The sequence below is a fragment of the Bradyrhizobium sp. Cp5.3 genome, assembly GCF_000426265.1.
Lineage (GTDB): Bacteria > Pseudomonadota > Alphaproteobacteria > Rhizobiales > Xanthobacteraceae > Bradyrhizobium > Bradyrhizobium neotropicale.
Genome location: NZ_AUFA01000033.1, coordinates 13,304 through 30,897, shown reverse-complemented (window position 1 = coordinate 30,897; position 17,594 = coordinate 13,304). Strand labels below are relative to the sequence as shown.

The window sequence follows — 17,594 nt, the reverse complement described above, 5'->3', positions numbered from 1 at the left end:
GCACCCTACATCTGCACTTCGATCAGCCGAGGCCCCGGCTCGGCGACGGCTTCGGCCAGCGCCTTGTTGAACTCGTCGGCGTTGGTCACGGCGCGGCCGGGCACGCCCATGCCCTTCGCCATCGCCACGAAATCCAGGGTCGGCCGGTCGAGCCTGAGCATGTCGTTCGCACGCTGGCCGGGCTCGCCCGCGCCGACATTGTCGAACTCGCCGCGCAGGATCTGATAGATGCGGTTGGCGAACACGATGGTCACGATGTTCAGATTCTCGCGAGCCTGCGTCCACAACGACTGGATCGTGTACATCGCGCTGCCGTCGCCGACCATGCAGATCACCTTGCGGTCCGGACAGGCGATCGCGGCTCCGATCGACAGCGGCGTCGAGAAGCCGATCGAGCCGCCCATGTTCTGGAGCCAATCATGCGGAGCGGCGGCCGCCGTCGGCGGGAAGAAGCCGCGGCCGGTGGTCAGGGATTCATCGACCAGGATCGCATTCTCCGGAATTGCGCAGGCGATCGCCTGCGCGATCGAGGCGAAGTTCAGCGCGCCGGTCGGCTTGACCAGTTCCTGCAGCGCCTGCGGCCTGACATCCTTGGCGCTTGCATGCAGCGCGCCGGCAAGCGCCTCCAGCGCCGCGACCGAGTTCTCGCCCCAGGAGGTCATGCGATGGACGTCGCAGCCCTCGGGCTTGAGCATGCTCGGCTTGTTCGGATAGGCGAAGAAGGCCACGGGATCGTCGGCCTCGACCAGCACGATGTGACGGAACTTCGCCAGCATCGGCAGCGCCTGCTCGATCACGTAATGGATTCGATCGATCGAGAAGCGGCCGCGGCCGCGCGCCATCTTGGGACGGAAGGTCGGGCCCATCACGGAGCAACCGGTCCTGCCGGCGATGCGCTGGGCCAGTGCCAGTCCGTGCTCGCTCAGCGCGCTGCCGGTCATCAGCAGCAGCGTGCCCTCGCCATCGCCGTGCAGGATCCTCGCGGCGTGCTCGACCGCCTGCGGCGAGTAGCTCGCCCGCTGCTTCTCGGCCGGTACCTCGGCGATGCCGTCGGCCTCGTTCCAGGCGGTATCGGCGGGCAGGATCAGCGTCGCGATCTGCGGCGGCGCGCTTCTGGCGGCAGCAATGGCCGCGGCGCCGTCGGCGGCAACCGATTTGGAGTCCGGCGAGGTGCGAACCCAGGACGACATCGGCCGGGCCAGGCCCTCGATGTCGGAGGTCAGCGGTGCGTTGTAGCCGATATGGTAGGTGGCATGCTGGCCGACGATATTGACGATGCCGGAATTCGCCTTCTTGGCGTTGTGCAGGTTGGCAAGGCCGTTGGCGAGGCCGGGGCCGAGATGCAGCAGTGTCGAGGCCGGCGTGCCCTTCATGCGGAAATAGCCGTCGGCCGCTCCCGTCACCACGCCTTCGAACAGGCCGAGCACGCAGCGCATGCCCGGCACACGGTCCAGCGCCGCGACAAAGTGCATCTCGGACGTGCCGGGATTGGTGAAGCAGATGTCAACCCCGCCCTTGACCAGCGTCCGTACCAGACTTTCCGCACCGTTCATCATTCAGCTCCAGCCGGCAATTTCAAAGCGTTCCATTCCGATCAATCATTGTTCGCGCGCCTCGTCAAAGCAATAGCGGGCATCGCGGCCCTGCCCCGCGCAACGACGCATCGTCTTGGCTAACGCTTTTCGGCAAATTGGCGCGGGTTGCGATTTGGCAACGCCAATCGTTAAGGATGGTCCGCTCACGGGGCCGTGGCTTGCGGAACGGGCGCAAATATGGCCTGTGGCTTTCGTTGAATCGTTTTTTTCTGGGGGAAACCATGATCCGGATTTTTGCCGCGCCAATTTCAGCCATCGCACTCCTGACGGCCGGGGTCAGCGGCGCGTTCGCGGAAGGGTTCGACACCCGCGACATCATGGGCGGCGGCCCGAACTTCTTCCGCACCGGCGTGAGCGCGATCTCCCGCACCACCGTCACCTATACCGGGACCTACGCACCCGGCACGATCGTGGTGAACACCGCCGAGCGGCGGCTATACCTGGTGCTGCCGAACGGCCAGGCGCTGCGCTATGGCATCGGCGTTGGCCGCGACGGCTTCCGCTGGGGCGGGGTGCACAGGATCACCGCCAAGAAGGAGTGGCCGGATTGGACGCCGCCGTCGCAGATGCTGGCGCGCCGTCCGGACCTGCCGCGCCACATGAGGGGCGGCATCGAGAACCCGCTCGGCGCGCGCGCCATGTATCTGGGCTCGACGCTTTACCGCATCCACGGGTCGAACGAGCCGGAGACGATCGGTCAGGCCGTCTCCTCCGGCTGCTTCCGCATGACCAATGACGACGTCACCGACCTCTATGGCCGCGTCTCGGTCGGCACCACCGTGGTGGTGCTGAACAACTAGGCGGAGCTGCGCGGCGGGAACCGTGCGGGCGCGTGAATTTGCGGTCTTGTGCCCGGCTTGCGAATACGGCAGCGTCGGGCAACGATGAGCGCATCCGTTCCGCCTTCGCCTGTCACTCGCATCGCCCTCGTGGCGCTCGCAGCCCTCGCGTTCGTCGGTGACATCGCTACCATCGCCGCCGCGGCCGAACTGCCCGCGATCGCCTCGCGCCAGCGCGCCGAGAAGAAGAGCTTCACCGATGCCGAGATCGTCGAGGGCTTTTTCAAGACCGCCTTCGGCGCCGAATACCACCTCGCCGGCCGCGTCGACCGCATCCGCAAGTTCGACGGGCCGGTGCGCGTCTACGCCGAGAGCGACCGCGCCGACCGCAAGGCGCAGCTTGCCAGGATCGTGGACGACATCGGCGCCCGCGTGCAGCATCTCGACATCGCCATGACCGACACCAGCGAGGCGGCGAACGTGCGCGTCAAGCTCGTGCGCGACCGCGACCTCTACCGGACCATCGCCAGCTTCTACGGCGCTGAGAAGGCGCGCGAGATCCGCTCCTCGCTCGATCCGCAGTGCCTGTCCGGCTTCCGCAAGAACGACAATTACGAGATCGAGCACTCCGACGTCATCCTCACCGTCGATAACGGCGATTTCACGTTCCTCGACTGCGCCTATGAGGAGGTGTTGCAGTCGCTCGGTCCGATCAACGACACCGCAAGCGTGCCCTGGACCATGTTCAACGACAACGTCTCGATGGGCTATTTCGACGTCTACGACCAGTACATCCTCAACCTGCTCTACGATCCCCGCATCAAGCCCGGCATGACCGTGCAGGAGGTCAAGGCGCTGCTGCCCGACGTGCTCGCCGATGTGCGGGCCTGGGTGAGACAGGTGAACGATCTGAAGGAGTGAACGATCTCCCCCTCTCCCGTTGTGGGAGAGGGGGCCTCGCGAAGCGAGGCGGGTGAGGGGTCTCTCTGCGCGAGTAATCCTCTCGCATTTGAATTCGCTGAAGCGACCCCTCATCCGGCGCGCTCAGAAGCGCAATTGCGCTCCAAAGCGCGCCACCTTCTCCCACAAGGGGAGAAGGGCAAGCAGCCGCGATCGCGTCCTCACACCTTCCTTGCCTTCGTCATCAGGAACTGCTGGCGCATCACGTTGTTGCTGCGGTCGAAATACTCCGAGATCAGCGCGTCGAACTCGGCGCGGTAGCTGCGCAGCTTGTCCGGTTCGTCCTTGTATTGGACGACGAGCCTGATCAGGGGCCCGATGGTGGATTCCATGGTGCGGCGGAAGTGCTGCGGGCTGAGCGCGGACGGCGTCATCATGTCCATCTCGAAGGAGAGAGCCTTCACCTTGCCCGCGAGGCGGTCAGTGATGATCTTGGGATCGCCCCACAGCACCGGCGAGGCCACCCCCTCGGGCGGCGGCACATGGCGCGCCACCAGCGTGAACATCCGCCCGACATAGAGATGCGGCGGCCAGGTTGAGAAGGCAATGGTGCCGCCGGGCTTCAGCACGCGCAGCATCTCGGCGATGGCGACGTCGGGACGCGGCGCGAACATGTGGCCGAACTGGCTGAGGACCACGTCGAATTCACCGTCGCCGTAGGGCAAATTCTCGGCGTCGCCATCCCTGAAATCGACATCGAGGTTCACGAGCTGCGCATGCTCCCGGGCGCGCTCGATGAGGACCGGCGACAGGTCGAGACCCCTCACCTTCGCGCCACGGCGCGCCGCCGTGATCGCAACGACCCCGGTGCCGCATCCGACGTCGAGCAGCCTTTGACCGGCGGCCACGCCGGCAAAATTGACCAGCTTGGCCGCGCTCGGCGTCGTGAACACCTCCATCGGCGTGAACAGCGACCAGGCTTCCTTCTGGATCGCCTTGAAACCTGAAAACGGGTCGTTCATGGAACTCTCTCCCTTCGCTCGAACTCCGTCATTATGAGGATGACGACAGATGCCGAAGGTTCAACGCGCGCCTGCGATCAAAGTCCCAAGAACGCGACCGGGCAGCCGCATCAGCGATCTGCGAGGCAAAAAATCGAAACGCCCTCCGACCGCGATTGCGCAGTTGTCAGCCGGCCGCATCACCGGGCATCGGCGTACACCGTGGCGCGCGAGACGCCGAGATGGGCCGCGATGATCTCCGAGGAACGGCGCACCTGCATGCAACCGGCCTCTCGCAATTCACGCAGCAGAATGCGGCGGTCTTCCGTGGTGAGCGCGCGCGGCGTAGTGGCGCGGCGCGCGGCGAACCGGTCGATATGCTCCCGGATGGCGTCGGCGCCGACGGGGCTGAGCATCTCGCGCGGACTGTTTTGTGCATCAACCTTGATGAACTGGCCGATGGCGCTTTGCAGGCCCTGGAACAGCGTCAGGTCGACATTCAGGCAGAGCGCGGCGACGTAGTCCCCATCCGCGTCCTTGATGCCGATGGAGGTGCTCTTGGCCTGCCTGCCGTCCGAAAACGAGTTGGCGTAGTTCGCGATCACCTGCGCGTAATCGGGATCGGCGATGCGGGCGAGACCAAGCTCGGTCGCGGGTTGGCCGACCTTGCGTCCCGACAGGTTGTTGTGAATGGCGAGGATCGCGTTCTTGGGATGGGTGAGATCGTGGAGGACGACTTCGCAGAACGGCGCGAAAGTGTCCCCCAACCCCTTGGCGATCTGCTGCAATTGATCGAACAGCACCTTGCGATCCGCGCCGGCCTTGCTCGAACTCGGAACGGACTTGCGACGGCTCATCGCGCGGTCCTACTGCACGAGATCGGCAACGGTGGTTGCGGCCTTCAGGCCCGTGCCGGTGAGGACCACCACCGTGGTCTCGCTCGCCTTGATCGCTCCGCTACTAGAGAGCTTGTCCAACGCTGCGGCCGCGCTTGCGCTGGTGGGCTCGGCGAACAGTCCCTGCCGCGCCAGCCGCCGCAGGGCGGCGACGATCTCCTCCTCGGCGAGCGCCACGGTGCCGCCGCCGCTCTCGCGCAATGCGCCGATGATCTCGCGCAGGCGCAGGGGATGCTTGATCGCGGTGCCTTCGGCGATGGTCTTGTGCACCTCGCGGGCGACCTGCGTATCGATGCCGGCCTGAAAGCTCGCATCGATCGGCGAGCAGTTCAGCGGCTGCGCTGCGAACAGGCGCGGCAGTTTTGCGATCTGGCCGGCCTTGAGCAGCTCGCGGAAGCCGAAGGCGCAACCGAGCAGGCTGCTGCCGGCACCCACGGGAACGATGACGTTGTCGGGCGCGCGAAAACCGAGATCCTCCCAGATTTCATGGGCGAACGATTTGGTGCCTTCGAGAAAAAACGGCTGCCAGTTGTGGCTGGCATAGAAGGTCTGGTTCGACTGCCGGATGGCCTCGGCCTCCGATTCCTCGCGCGAGCCCTCGACGAGCTGCACCTTGGCGCCATAGGCGCGCACCTGCGCGATCTTCGCGGGCGACGTCGAGGCCGGCGCCAGGATCTTCACGCGCATCCCGCCGGCAGCACCGAGCCCGGCCATGGACGAGCCGCCATTGCCGGAGCTGTCCTCCAGAATGGCGTCGACACCGATCTGCCGCAAGAAGGACAGCAGCACCGCCGAGCCCCTGTCCTTGAAGCTGCCGGTCGGGTTGAACCATTCGAGCTTGAAGAACGGGCGCAGGTCGCCCCAGGCCTGCTGCACCAGCGGCGTGCAACCTTCGCCGAGCGTAATCGGGTTTTTGATCTCGACCGGCAGCGCCGCCCGGTAGCGCCAGAGCGAGCGCGTGCGGCTGTCGATGTCCTCGCGCGACATGCCGGCCCCCGGCGTGACCAAGAGCGGCGTGCGCTCGTCCGAGCACCAGCGCGGCTGGTCCAGCGGATAGAGCTTTCCGTTGCGCGGGTCGATGTAGCTGGCAGACATGGCGTTCTCCTGGGCGAAGGCCGGTCTGGACTATATGTCTGAAATTGGACGTTTTGTCGAGATCGCTAGACGGTGCGGATCACGGCACGGCTGCGAGATGCTCGCGGAAGAACCGCGCGACGTTCGCGTTGAAGTCGCGATGGAACGCGGCCCTGTCGAAATCCGCCGGGTTGTCGGTGCAGATGCGCGGGATCGCAGCCGCGAGCTCCGGCGAGCAGGGCGCGAGGAAGGCAAAGTGGCCGGCCGGCACGGCATGAAATTCACGCTCGCTCGGCAGAATTTCGGCGATGCGTGCGGTGCCCGAACCATCGCCGACACCCGGGCCCCCTCGCTCGGATCGCCAATACTGCAGAGGGATAGTGATGGCGGCGAGAGTGTCGCGCGTAAACAATACTCCGGTCGAGGGATCGACGATCACGGCGGCCCGGATGCGCGCATCTTGAGGCGGGTGCGGCGCGGCCGCCCCGCCACGGAGCTCTGCGCAAGCTCCCGTCTTGTCCTGGCAGAATTCGACCAACCTCGCGAAATCCGGCGCGGCTCCCATCAGGACCAGGCCGGTATAGCCGCCCTTGGAGAAGCCGAAGAAGCCGACCTTTGCGGGATCGATCACGGCCCTGTCCTTCCAGTCGTGCAGGACGAAATCGAGCAGGCGAACGATGTCGACCGGACGCGAGGCAAAGACGGAGAGATCGTCACGCTGGGCGGAGTTGCCAAAACTGTCGCCGGGATGATTGATCGCGGCGACGACGAAGCCGGCATCAGCCAATGCTTCCACGGTGTCGTGATGCTGGCCGAACCAGCCGCCGCGGCCGTGGGAGAACAAGATAAGCGGCAGCTTCGCGCCGGTGACCGGGCAGTCCTTCACGCCGGTCAGGCCGAAATCAGCGCCCACATCCAGATTCCCGAGCGCGATGTGCGCGGGCTCGCCGGCGCAAGGGTACCAGATGGCGCCCGACAAAGCGGGATCGGAGTTGAGGAGCTGGATGCCGGCAGCACGCGCCGTCGAGGCCAGGCAGCAGAGCACGACAGCGCAGGCCCAAAACGTTCTGTACGACAAGGTTGCCCCCGATCCTATAAATCAACCTAACCGGGAGACGACGACTGAATTGTGTCGGACGGTTGGCGCGCATCGGGATCGCGACCCGCTCCGGCGTCGGGCGTAGCTCACATGGTCCAAAGGACCTGCGCAATGCAGCGCCTAGCGCTCCGGATAAAACCAAATAAACGTAAGTATTTTCAACTAGATAATCAAGACACCCACTGCAAGCCAAAGTATCGCGCAGGCCCCGGCCGCAGCATTCAGCCGAGAGCCACGAGTACCTATATGTCTGGTGTTGGAAATGAACGGTAGCGTCACACAGAACGATTAACTTGTCCGTCGTGGCTCGCCGCTACAATATGAAAGATTAGGCGCGTCGCCGGTGTATCGGCAGCGCGACTGAGCCAGGCCCGTCGGACAGGCGGGCCGTTGGCTTTTTGGGAGTTTGGTCATGAGCCGAGCGAACCGTACCGACCACATCCGCCTCACCTCCCATCCGGAGCCGGGCAGGAAGGCGGCCTTTCCGATCCACTGGGGCGCCGCGGACGCGCGCGAGCGCGGGCCGATCATCGGCACAGTGTCGCGCTCGCAGGATCGCAACGTGATCGGCAGCCATGGCGGATCCTATGCGGTGTACCGGGCGCTCGCCGTTTCCGCGGGCGCGCTCGATCCGATCCGGCGTCCTGATCTCACCAACACCTTTCCGGCGGCAACCATCGGGCCGTTCCCGCAATGGAGCGATCCGACCAAGATCGTCGCGCTCGATCCCTGGGGCCATCTCGTCGCCGAGAATTTCCGCCAGGAGATCGCCGAGGGCGCCGACATCAGGCCGAGCATCGCAGTGACGCGCGCGCGGCTCGACCTGCCGGAGATCCGCGACGCGCTGGCCGCAAAGCGCCTGCGCGCCGACGGCGAGGTCGTGCACGCCAATGGCAGCGTGTCAGTGGTGAAGATCGCGATCGATCCGGTCTGGTATCTGCCGGGCCTTGCAGCGCGCTTCGGCACCGGCGAGACCGAGCTGCGGCGGACGCTGTTCGAGCAGACCGCCGGCATGTTCCCCGAACTGGTGACGCGGCCGGACATGAAGGTGTTCCTGCCGCCGATCGGCGGCACCACCGTCTATCTGTTCGGCGATGTCGGCAAGCTGCCGGACCACCGCACCAGGATCACCTGCCGCGTGCACGACGAGTGCAACGGCTCCGACGTGTTCGGCTCCGACATCTGCACCTGCCGGCCCTATCTCATTCACGGCATCGAGGAATCCGCACGCGGCGCGCAGGAGGGCGGGCTCGGGCTCGTCGTCTACAACCGCAAGGAAGGCCGCGCACTCGGCGAGGTCACGAAATTCCTGGTCTACAACGCGCGCAAGCGCCAGGAGGATGGCGATGCGGCCGCGGCCTATTTCGAGCGCACCGAATGCGTCGCCGGCGTCCAGGACGCGCGCTTCCAGCAGCTGATGCCTGATACGATCCACTGGCTGGGCTTAAAGCGCATCGACCGCTTCCTGTCGATGAGCGACATGAAATACGACGCTCTCACCTCGCAGGGCATCGACATCGTCGAGCGCGTGCCGATCCCGCCGGAGCTGATTCCGGCCGACGCCTATGTCGAGATCGCCGCGAAGAAGGCCGCCGGATATTACTCGACCGACGTTGCGCCCGAAGACGACGTCAATGGCGTGGTCGGGCGTTCGCTGGAGAAATACTGATACCGTGATGGCGGACGCCACGGCGACAGAACAACAGGCCCGTTCGCTGCTCACCGCAGAAGCGGTGCGCGCGCGTGCCGGACAGATGCTCGAGCTCGGCCTTGGCAACGGGCTTACGCACTTCACGATCGATCTCGATCGCATGGATGGCGTTGCGGAGGCCGTGGTCGCGGTCACGCGCAGGGCCTATCCGACGCTCGATATCCCGTTCCACGCGCGGTGGCGGCATTTCGTGCTCGGCGGTATCGACCGCTGGGCGCGCCTTGCCGATGCCGCCGCTTGGCCGGATCGCGCAGCGCGTGCGCGCGCCGAGTTTGATCTGGCCATCGTCAGCGTGCTGCTCGATGCCGGCGCGGGCGCAACGTGGCGATATCGCGACACTCTGACAGGACAGAGCATCGGCCGGTCCGAGGGGCTCGCGATCGCAAGTCTCGACATGTTCGCAAGCGGCGCCTTTTCCGGCGACGCACGGGCTCCCTTCAGGGTCGATGCGGATGTGATCGCGGCGCTGCCGCTTGCTTCGCTTACGTCGGGCTTTCAGGCGAGCGATGCAAATCCGCTGCTGGGTCTGGAGGGCCGCGCGGATCTGCTGCGGCGGCTCGGCGGGCTGGTAGCGGGGCACCCGGAGATCTTTGGCTTGCGCGATACGCCGCGGCCCGGAGGCCTGTTCGATCGCCTCGCGGCGCAGGCGAACAATGGCGCGATCGCTGCTCCCACGATCCTGTCCGAGGTGCTGAACCAGCTCGGGCCGATCTGGCCGTCGCGACTCGAGCTTGCGGGGATTCCGCTCGGTGATTGCTGGCGTCATCCGGCGATCGCATCTGACGATGCGACCGCGGGCCTCGTCCCCCTGCACAAGCTGTCGCAATGGCTGAGCTATTCGCTGATCGAGCCGCTGCAGCGCGCCGGCCTTGAGGTGACCGACATCGATGGCCTGACCGGGCTTGCCGAATACCGCAATGGCGGCCTGTTCGTCGATCACGAGGTGCTGCGCCTGCGCGATACCGCTGACGCCGAGCGCGCGCATGCGGTGGATTCCCTGCTCGTCGTGGAATGGCGCGCGCTCACCGTCTCGCTGCTGGATCGGCTTGCAGAGCGCGTGCGCGAAAAACTCGGCCGCAGTCCGGAATCACTCCCGCTTGCAAGCATTCTGGAAGGCGGCACGTGGGCTGCGGGCCGGGCCATTGCCTTCGCGCGCCGTCCCGACGGCGCGCCGCCGCTCAAGGTGATCAGCGACGGCACTGTTTTCTAACGCATGATCCGAACGCATTGCGCATCGATCATTTTCAGGAGCATCCCCTCATGGAAGGCGTCACGATCGTCGATCATCCCCTGGTCCAGCACAAGCTGACCCTGGTGCGCGACAAATCCATCTCGACCAAGTCGTTCCGCGAGCTCGTCAAGGAGATCGGCATGCTCCTGTGTTATGAGGTGACGCGCGACCTGCCGCTTGCGGACGTCGTCGTCGACACGCCGCTTGCGCGCATGCACTCGGCCAAGATCGCCGGCAAGAAGCTGGTGTTCGTTCCGGTGCTGCGCGCCGGCACGACCTTCGTCGACGGCATGATGGATCTGGTGCCGACGGCGCGCGTCGCGCATATCGGGCTCTACCGCGAGCCCAACACCTTCGCCGCGGTCGAGTATTTCTTCAAATCGCCGTCCGACCTCAGCGAGCGGCTTGCGATCGTGGTGACGCCGGTGGTCGCGACCGCCAACACTGCCGTCGCCGCAATCGACCGGCTCAAGGAGCGCGGCGCGAAGGACATCCGTCTCGCCTGCCTGATCGCCGCCCCCGAAGGACTCGAGCGCGTTCGCGGATTGCACCCGGACGTCCGGATCTGGACCGCCGCGATCGACGAAGGCCTCGACGAGAACGGTTTTATCCTGCCAGGCCTCGGCGATGCCGGCGATCGCGCGTACGGGACGAGATAGCAGCCGCGGAAAGATCATATCTTCCCGCTTCCGCCGCAAATCCCCTTCAGTGCGTGCCACTCCGCGTCGGTCAGGAGCGGCGGGCCGCTCGCGGGGCGATCTTCCTTGGTCATGCGCGCGAGGCGGTCCTCGGTCAGCGGGTGGCTCGACAGGATCGTGAAGCCGGAGCCGCCTTCCTTGCCGGTGATGCGGAACATCAGTTCGGCCGCGGGCTTGGGCGAGCGGCCGAGTGCGTGCATCGTCTCGATCGCGAAAGTGTCGGCGCCGGTCTCGGCCTCGCGCGAATAGGAGGCTTCGACCACGCTGCGCGAGGCGAAGATCACGGCGGACGAACCGGTGACGTCGCCGAACAACAGGCCAATCAGGAACGAGGTGCCGCCGTTGTAGATCAGCCCGCGCATGTTGTCGTGATGCCTAAGGTGACCGAGCTCGTGGGCGAGGATGCCCGCAACCTCGTCGGGGCTTTGGGCCTTGTCGAGCAGGCCCTTCAGCATGAAGACCTTGCCGCCCGGCAGCGCGAAGGCATTCGGCACTCCGGTCGGCAGCACCGCGGCCGTCATGGACTCGTCGAGACCGGCGACGTCGCGCAGGCGGTTCACGAGTTTTGCGAAGGCCGCCTGCCCGGCCGGATCGTCGCAGGCGCCGCGGCCAAAAATGGTCTTCATCTGGACCTCTGCGGCGTCGCCGATCCGCCGCTCGATCGGCTTCGGCACCAGCGGCGCGAGCCGGTCGGCGGCGAGCGGCACGCCGAACAGCACGACACAGACGATCGAGACCGCGGCGGCGAGTGACCAGCCGACGATCTTGACCGTGCCGCGGCGCGTGGTCTGGTGCTCATCGAGCCGCGTACATCGCGCGGTCAACTCCGCCGCGACGGAGGCGTCGCGGATCTCGAGCCGCGCCAGCGGCGCCGCGGAGGTGCAGGCGAGGCGCAGGAGCCCGGCCGGACTGTCGGCGCGGCGGATGTCGGCATAGGCCCAGCGCGAGATCGGTTGTTGGTCCTGCGCTTCGCCCTCTTCGAGGATCTCGAGCGCGTCACCGAACGTCAGCGCGACCTTCCGCCTGCGGCTCGAGACGCCGTCGAAGAAGATCGTCGGATTTCCGGGCTGGGCCGCGGCCTCGGCAGACACGTCACTCACGACCTAGAATCCTGCGACATCGAGCCCATCGGCAAAACCTTCGCCGAGCGCGCTGGCGAGCTCGCCTCTGCCGCGCACATCCGCCGCCGCGCCGATGTCATGCACCTCGACGGTCTCCAGCACCTTCACCCAGAGATCGCGCTGGAGATAGACGCGCATCACGATGTTGACGGCGAGCGCCAGGGCGAGATAGCCGATCACCATCATCACCAGCATCGGGATGTTCTTGGCAGGCCCGTCGGGGCCGAGCGCCTGCTCGACCGGCAGGCCGCTCAGCTTGACGACGAGCGCGGTGGCGCCGGCGAGATAGAAGCCAAACAATGTCGAGAGCAGCAACCACCAGCCGATCACCTTCCAGTAGAGGCCGTAGAACGCATCGTGCGGCAGCGAGGAGCTGACGCGCACACCGCCGATGCGGATACCTGCGAGCCACCAGCGCCACTCGCGCGCCTTGAACTCGGCATAGAGGAACGGCGCCAGCGGGAAGATGACGATCGCGATCGGGGTCAGCAGCCACAGCCACCAGCCGCGCTTGAAGAACTCCCAGCCGTCGCCCTCGAAATCGCCGGTGAGATCGCCGTAATGGGTGTGCCGCATCTTGTAGCGCTCCAGCGACGCTTCACGCCAGGGCAGCGCGAGGCCAAGCGTGAGGAAGACGAGCAGGCCCCACAGCATGGCGCGGAGCGAATAGGCCCAACCCGATCCGTCCATCCAGAAGCGAACACCGCGCCAGACCGTGCGGGTCAGGCGATAGCGCCGCGCGCGATAGATCGCGAATTGCCCGAAGGCGTAGAAGCTGATGAACAGCGGCGTCGAGGCAAAGCCCCGCCAGCGCTCGAACTCGATGCCGACCAGAAAATAGGCGAGATAGATCGGCGCCAGAATCGCGAGCGCGATCAGGAAGCCGATCAGGAGCTCTTTGCCGCGCCCGGTGTATTCGGCGGCATCCCCGTCGATGGATGTGTTCGACCACAGATGCCGCCGGATGTCGGTGACCAGCCAGAACCGGTAGAAGCCGAAGGTGACGAGCTCGAGCGCCGCGCCCCTTGTCGCCATCTTGCGGAACTCGGTGCGGTCGCCGGTGAAATCGACCCGCGTGGGCGGCAGCGGCGGCGGTACCGGTTGGGGCGGGCCGATGGGGCTCCATTGCAGGTCGTTCACGGCGGCAACCTCGGGATGCGGATTTTATCGGGTCAAACTATAGATCAGAGGTTAGTCGATACCCAAGACGGACGGGTTCGATTTAGCGGGATTTCAAGCGCTTTCTCGCACGATTCCGTCCCCACCGACGTGCGGGAGGTCACGTTCGCCGCGAAGCGTGACGACCGTCCAACGTTCACGCGAAGGTTGGATGTGGCAAAACTCTCCCTTGCCCCGACGCGGACAACCGGCTGTAATTACGGCCCAAATACCGCAGAGCAGAATTAAGAAAAACGCGCGGGAAACGTCAGGGAGAGACGGCCATGCATGGGACCATCGAGAGCACAGCCAGTTGCGACGCCTTGCGCGAACGCGCTCTATCACTGCCGCTCGAACAGTTCGATCCCGGCGATCCTGAATTGTTCAGGACCGATACGTTCTGGCCCTATTTCGACCGGCTGCGCAAGGAAGAGCCCGTCCACTACTGCAAGGATTCGATGTTCGGGCCGTACTGGTCGGTGACCAAATACAACGACATCATGGAGATCGAGACCAATCACGCGGCGTTCTCCTCGGCCGCGATGCTCGGCGGCATCACCATCCGTGACGTCGATCCGGAGCTGCGCCGGGAAAGCTTCATCTCGATGGACCCGCCGCGCCACAGCGCCCAGCGCAAGACCGTGGCGCCGATGTTCACGCCGACACATCTCGACGAGCTCGCCCTCAACATCCGCAAGCGCTCGGCGGAATGCCTGGACAATCTCCCCAAAGGCGAGGTGTTCGACTGGGTCGATCGCGTCTCGATCGAGCTCACCACCCAGATGCTGGCGGTGCTGTTCGATTTTCCCTGGGAAGAACGCCGCAAGCTGACGCACTGGTCCGATGTCGCCATGACGATCCCGGGCAAGGACGGGCTCGTCCCCACCGAGGATGACCGGCAGGCCGTGCTGCTCGAATGCGCGCAGTATTTTTCCGCGCTGTGGAAGGAGCGCAGCCAGCAGCCGCCGAAGAGCGACCTGCTCTCGATGATGGCGCATAGCGATGCGACGCGTCACATGGACGCCAAGAATTTCCTCGGAAATCTCATCCTGCTCATCGTCGGCGGCAACGACACCACGCGCAACACCATGTCGGGCTCGATCTACGCGCTGAGCCAGCATCCGGAGCAGTATCGCAAGCTGCGCGACAACCCCGCGCTGATCGACAGCTTCGTGCCTGAGGTGATCCGCTGGCAGACGCCTCTGGCGCATATGCGCCGCACCGCCCTTGCCGACTTCGAGTTTCGGGGGAAGCAGATCAAGAAAGGTGACAAGGTCGTGATGTGGTACGTCTCGGGCAACCGCGACGAGGAGGCGATCGAAAAACCCTACGAATTCATCATTGACCGCGCGCGTCCCCGGACGCATCTCTCCTTCGGCTTCGGCATTCACCGCTGCGTGGGCTTGCGGCTTGCCGAATTGCAGTTGAAGATCATCTGGCAGGAGATCCTGAAGCGCTTCGATCACATCGACGTGGTCGGCGAGCCCAAACGGGTCTATTCGAGCTTTATCAAGGGCTACGAGACGCTGCCGGTGAAGATTGCGGCGTAAGGCGTAAGAACACTCCCTCTCCCCGCTTGCGGCGAGAGGGTTGGGGTGAGGGGGAGTCTCCACGGGGGCGGTGAGAGCCGAATCGTGGAGAGTCCCCCTCACCCGGAATCCGCGCTTTGCGCGAATTCCGACCTCTCCCCGCAAGCGGGGAGAGGCGAAGAGGAACACACTGGAGCCACCACCATGAACATCCAAACCCCGGTCAACGTGGACAAGGCCGAACGCATGCGCAGGGCGCGCGAGGAGGCCTATGCGACGCCGCTGGCGCAGTTCCACCCGGGCGCGCCGCGGCTGTTCCAGGACGACACGCTGTGGCCGTGGTTCGAGCGGCTGCGCAAGGAAGAGCCGGTGCACTACTGCACCAATGCGCCGATCGAGCCCTACTGGTCGGTGGTGAAGTACAACGACATCATGCATGTCGACACCAATCACGGCCTCTTCTCCTCCGACTCGACGCTCGGCGGCATCTCGATCCGCGACGTGCCGTCCGGCTATGACTGGCCAAGCTTCATTGCGATGGATCAGCCGCAGCATTCGGCGCAGCGCAAGACGGTGTCGCCAATGTTCACGCCGACGCATCTGGACGAATTGGCGAAACTGATCCGCCAGCGCTCGCAGACAGTGCTCGACAATCTGCCGCGCAACGAGACCTTCAATTTCGTCGAGCGCGTCTCGATCGAGCTGACGACGCAGATGCTGGCCACCCTGTTCGACTTCCCCTGGGAGGAGCGGCGCAAGCTGACGCGCTGGTCCGACGTCTCGACTGCGCTGCCCAAGAGCGGCATCGTCGCATCCGCCGAAGAGCGCCGCCGCGAGATGGACGAGTGCTACGCCTACATGTCGAAGCTGTGGAACGAGCGGGTCAATTCCGCCCCGCGCAACGACCTGTTGTCGCTGATGGCCCACAACGACGCCACGCGCTTCATGGACCCCGACAACCTCATGGGCAACATCATCCTGCTCATCGTCGGCGGCAACGACACCACGCGCAACACCATGACCGGCTCGGTGCTGGCGCTGAACGAGAACCCCGAGCAATACGACAAGCTCCGCGACAATCCGGCGCTGATCGATTCCATGGTGCCGGAGGTGATCCGCTGGCAGACCCCGCTCGCGCATATGCGGCGCACCGCGCTGCAGGACACCGAGATCGGCGGCAAGCACATCAAGAAGGGTGACCGCGTCGTGATGTGGTACGTCTCGGGCAACCGCGACGAGGAGATGTTCGAGAAGCCGAACGAGTTCATCATCGACCGCCCCCGGCCGCGCACGCATCTGTCCTTCGGCTTCGGCATCCACCGCTGCGTCGGCATGCGGCTCGCCGAGCTCCAGCTCCGGATCGTCTGGGAGGAGATGCTGAAGCGGTTCGACCGCATCGAGGTGGTCGGCGAGCCCCGGCGGATCTATTCGAGCTTCATCAAGGGCTATGAGACGCTGCCGGTGCGGATTCCGGGCTGACGGTTGCCGTCTTTGTAGGGCCGGAGAAAGGAAGCCGCCTCCGCGATTGAGTTGCGAGTTGATTCGAGCGCCGCTGCAACATTCTCCGTCATTGCGAGCGCAGCGAAGCAATCCAGACTGTCACCGCGGATAAATCCCTGGATTGCTTCGCTGCGTTCGCAACAACGAAATTTTGGATGCGCATGCGCGTCAAACTCGCAGTGACGGTAGTCCAGCTATAACATTTCGGCATTGCAGGTCGCGCCAGATGCGAAGGCAAGACGGCGCGCGGCTGTTCTAAGACACGAGCACTTCTAATTCAACCTGATCTCCCACAGGCCTTCCTTGCGGCAGGCCGCGACTTCGTCGCGCAGGAGCGCGGTGATGGCGAGGGAGGCCGTCGAGGCGGGGCGGTCGATCGGAGAAGCGAAAATGAGCTCGCGCGTCATCGGTTTCGAGACGACCGCGGTTTCGAGCCGCCCGTCCGCGACCTCGCCATGCACCGACGAGGGCGGCAGCAGCGCGAAGCCCAGCCCCTCCTCCACGAGGCTGGTGAGGACACGGAAGGAATCCGCCTCGAGCTGGACGTTGAGCTTGATCTTGCGCTGGGCGGCCGCGTGCTCGATCAGCGCGCGGAGGCCGTGGGAATGACTGGGCAGGACCAGCCGCTGTCGCAACAGCCAACCGACATCGACGCTCTTCTTGCGCGACAGGCCGCAGCCGCGCGGGCCGACCGCGACGATATTGTCGCGGCCGAGGCTCTGCACGTTGAGATGCAGATCGGCCGAGCGGCCGTAGAGGATCGCAAGATCCATCTCGCCGCGATGCAACCATTCGACGAGATGGCCGCTATAGCTTTCAACGATACGCAGCGAGATGTCGGGAAAGGATTCGACGCAGCGCCGCGCAAAGCGCGCCGACAGCACGCAGCTCACCGTCGGAACCAGGCCGAGCACGACCTGGCCGGACGGCAGCCCCTTCGCCGACTGGATGTCGTCGCGGATCTGGTCGATCTGGCGGACGATGCCGGAAGTGCGCGCCAGCAGGAGGCGCCCGGCCTCGGTCAGCACCATGCCGCGGCCGTTGCGCGTGAACAGCTCGGTGCGCAGCTCGTGTTCCAGGAGCTTGATCTGGCGGCTCAGCGCCGGCTGCGCCACGCGCAACGTATCGGATGCCTTGGAGAGGCTGCCGAGCTCCGCCACGCAACTGAAGGTCCTGAGCTGCCGGAAATCCATACTTGCCAATCTTGGAACGCTACTCCATACGCTATAGCAAATGAGCATAGGGGGTTGGCGTTGTTTTCACAACGCCGGAGGATTGGCCGGCGCTATTCTCTCAACCAAA

Annotated in this window: 15 protein-coding genes; 7 read left to right on the top strand and 8 right to left on the bottom strand. The window is 65.1% G+C overall.

Annotated elements, in window-relative coordinates; genetic code table 11:
- Positions 1 to 5 precede the first annotated feature (5 nt).
- A complete protein-coding gene (locus K289_RS0131160; protein ID WP_027555067.1) occupies positions 6 to 1,553 on the bottom strand; it encodes an acetolactate synthase large subunit in 1,548 nt (515 codons plus the stop codon).
- A 263-nt stretch (positions 1,554 to 1,816) separates the two neighbouring features.
- Here K289_RS0131160 and K289_RS0131155 point away from each other — a divergent pair, with 263 nt between their 5' ends.
- Positions 1,817 to 2,395, top strand: coding sequence for a L,D-transpeptidase (locus K289_RS0131155; protein ID WP_027555066.1), 579 nt, complete (start codon positions 1,817 to 1,819; stop codon positions 2,393 to 2,395).
- 84 nt (positions 2,396 to 2,479) lie between these two features.
- On the top strand, positions 2,480 to 3,295 hold the full coding sequence (locus K289_RS0131150; protein ID WP_027555065.1) for a DUF2927 domain-containing protein: 816 nt from the start codon (positions 2,480 to 2,482) through the stop codon (positions 3,293 to 3,295).
- Between the two features lie 200 nt (positions 3,296 to 3,495).
- Here K289_RS0131150 and K289_RS0131145 read toward each other — a convergent pair whose 3' ends face one another.
- From K289_RS0131145 to K289_RS0131130, 4 genes are all read right to left on the bottom strand, one after another.
- On the bottom strand, positions 3,496 to 4,296 hold the full coding sequence (locus K289_RS0131145) for a class I SAM-dependent methyltransferase (RefSeq protein WP_027555064.1): 801 nt from the start codon (positions 4,294 to 4,296) through the stop codon (positions 3,496 to 3,498).
- A gap of 179 nt (positions 4,297 to 4,475) precedes the next feature.
- Positions 4,476 to 5,132 (bottom strand): transcriptional regulator, encoded by a 657-nt coding sequence (locus tag K289_RS0131140; RefSeq protein ID WP_027555063.1) that lies wholly within the window; start codon positions 5,130 to 5,132, stop codon positions 4,476 to 4,478.
- Between the two features lie 9 nt (positions 5,133 to 5,141).
- On the bottom strand, positions 5,142 to 6,266 hold the full coding sequence (locus K289_RS0131135) for a threonine synthase (protein WP_027555062.1): 1,125 nt from the start codon (positions 6,264 to 6,266) through the stop codon (positions 5,142 to 5,144).
- 79 nt (positions 6,267 to 6,345) lie between these two features.
- The gene (locus K289_RS0131130) at positions 6,346 to 7,323 is read right to left on the bottom strand and encodes a hydrolase (protein ID WP_035686446.1); all 978 of its coding nucleotides are present in this window, start codon (positions 7,321 to 7,323) and stop codon (positions 6,346 to 6,348) included.
- A gap of 433 nt (positions 7,324 to 7,756) precedes the next feature.
- Here K289_RS0131130 and K289_RS0131125 point away from each other — a divergent pair, with 433 nt between their 5' ends.
- Genes K289_RS0131125 through upp form a run of 3 tightly spaced genes read left to right on the top strand, consistent with a single transcriptional unit; the run spans position 7,757 to position 10,945 of the window.
- Positions 7,757 to 9,013 (top strand): GTP cyclohydrolase II, encoded by a 1,257-nt coding sequence (locus tag K289_RS0131125; protein WP_027555060.1) that lies wholly within the window; start codon positions 7,757 to 7,759, stop codon positions 9,011 to 9,013.
- Between the two features lie 7 nt (positions 9,014 to 9,020).
- Positions 9,021 to 10,265 carry a URC4/urg3 family protein gene (locus K289_RS0131120; RefSeq protein WP_027555059.1) on the top strand — a complete coding sequence of 415 codons (1,245 nt, stop codon included), beginning with the start codon at positions 9,021 to 9,023 and terminating at the stop codon, positions 10,263 to 10,265.
- 50 nt (positions 10,266 to 10,315) lie between these two features.
- Entirely contained in the window at positions 10,316 to 10,945 is a 630-nt protein-coding gene (gene upp / locus K289_RS0131115; RefSeq protein ID WP_027555058.1) for a uracil phosphoribosyltransferase, read from the top strand.
- A 14-nt stretch (positions 10,946 to 10,959) separates the two neighbouring features.
- Here upp and K289_RS0131110 read toward each other — a convergent pair whose 3' ends face one another.
- Together K289_RS0131110 and K289_RS0131105 are read right to left on the bottom strand one after the other, a co-directional pair.
- Complete coding sequence (locus K289_RS0131110; protein WP_027555057.1) at positions 10,960 to 12,084, bottom strand: M48 family metallopeptidase; 1,125 nt, start codon at positions 12,082 to 12,084, stop codon at positions 10,960 to 10,962.
- 3 nt (positions 12,085 to 12,087) lie between these two features.
- Positions 12,088 to 13,245, bottom strand: coding sequence for a YjgN family protein (locus K289_RS0131105; protein WP_027555056.1), 1,158 nt, complete (start codon positions 13,243 to 13,245; stop codon positions 12,088 to 12,090).
- Between the two features lie 302 nt (positions 13,246 to 13,547).
- On the opposite strand from K289_RS0131105, the gene K289_RS0131100 reads away from it, so the two are divergent.
- A complete protein-coding gene (locus K289_RS0131100; RefSeq protein WP_027555055.1) occupies positions 13,548 to 14,813 on the top strand; it encodes a cytochrome P450 in 1,266 nt (421 codons plus the stop codon).
- Between the two features lie 183 nt (positions 14,814 to 14,996).
- On the top strand, positions 14,997 to 16,271 hold the full coding sequence (locus K289_RS0131095; RefSeq protein ID WP_027555054.1) for a cytochrome P450: 1,275 nt from the start codon (positions 14,997 to 14,999) through the stop codon (positions 16,269 to 16,271).
- A 293-nt stretch (positions 16,272 to 16,564) separates the two neighbouring features.
- On the opposite strand, the gene K289_RS0131090 is transcribed toward K289_RS0131095, so the two are convergent.
- Positions 16,565 to 17,485, bottom strand: a complete 921-nt coding sequence (locus tag K289_RS0131090; protein ID WP_027555053.1) for a LysR substrate-binding domain-containing protein — start codon at positions 17,483 to 17,485, stop codon at positions 16,565 to 16,567.
- Positions 17,486 to 17,594 lie beyond the last annotated feature (109 nt).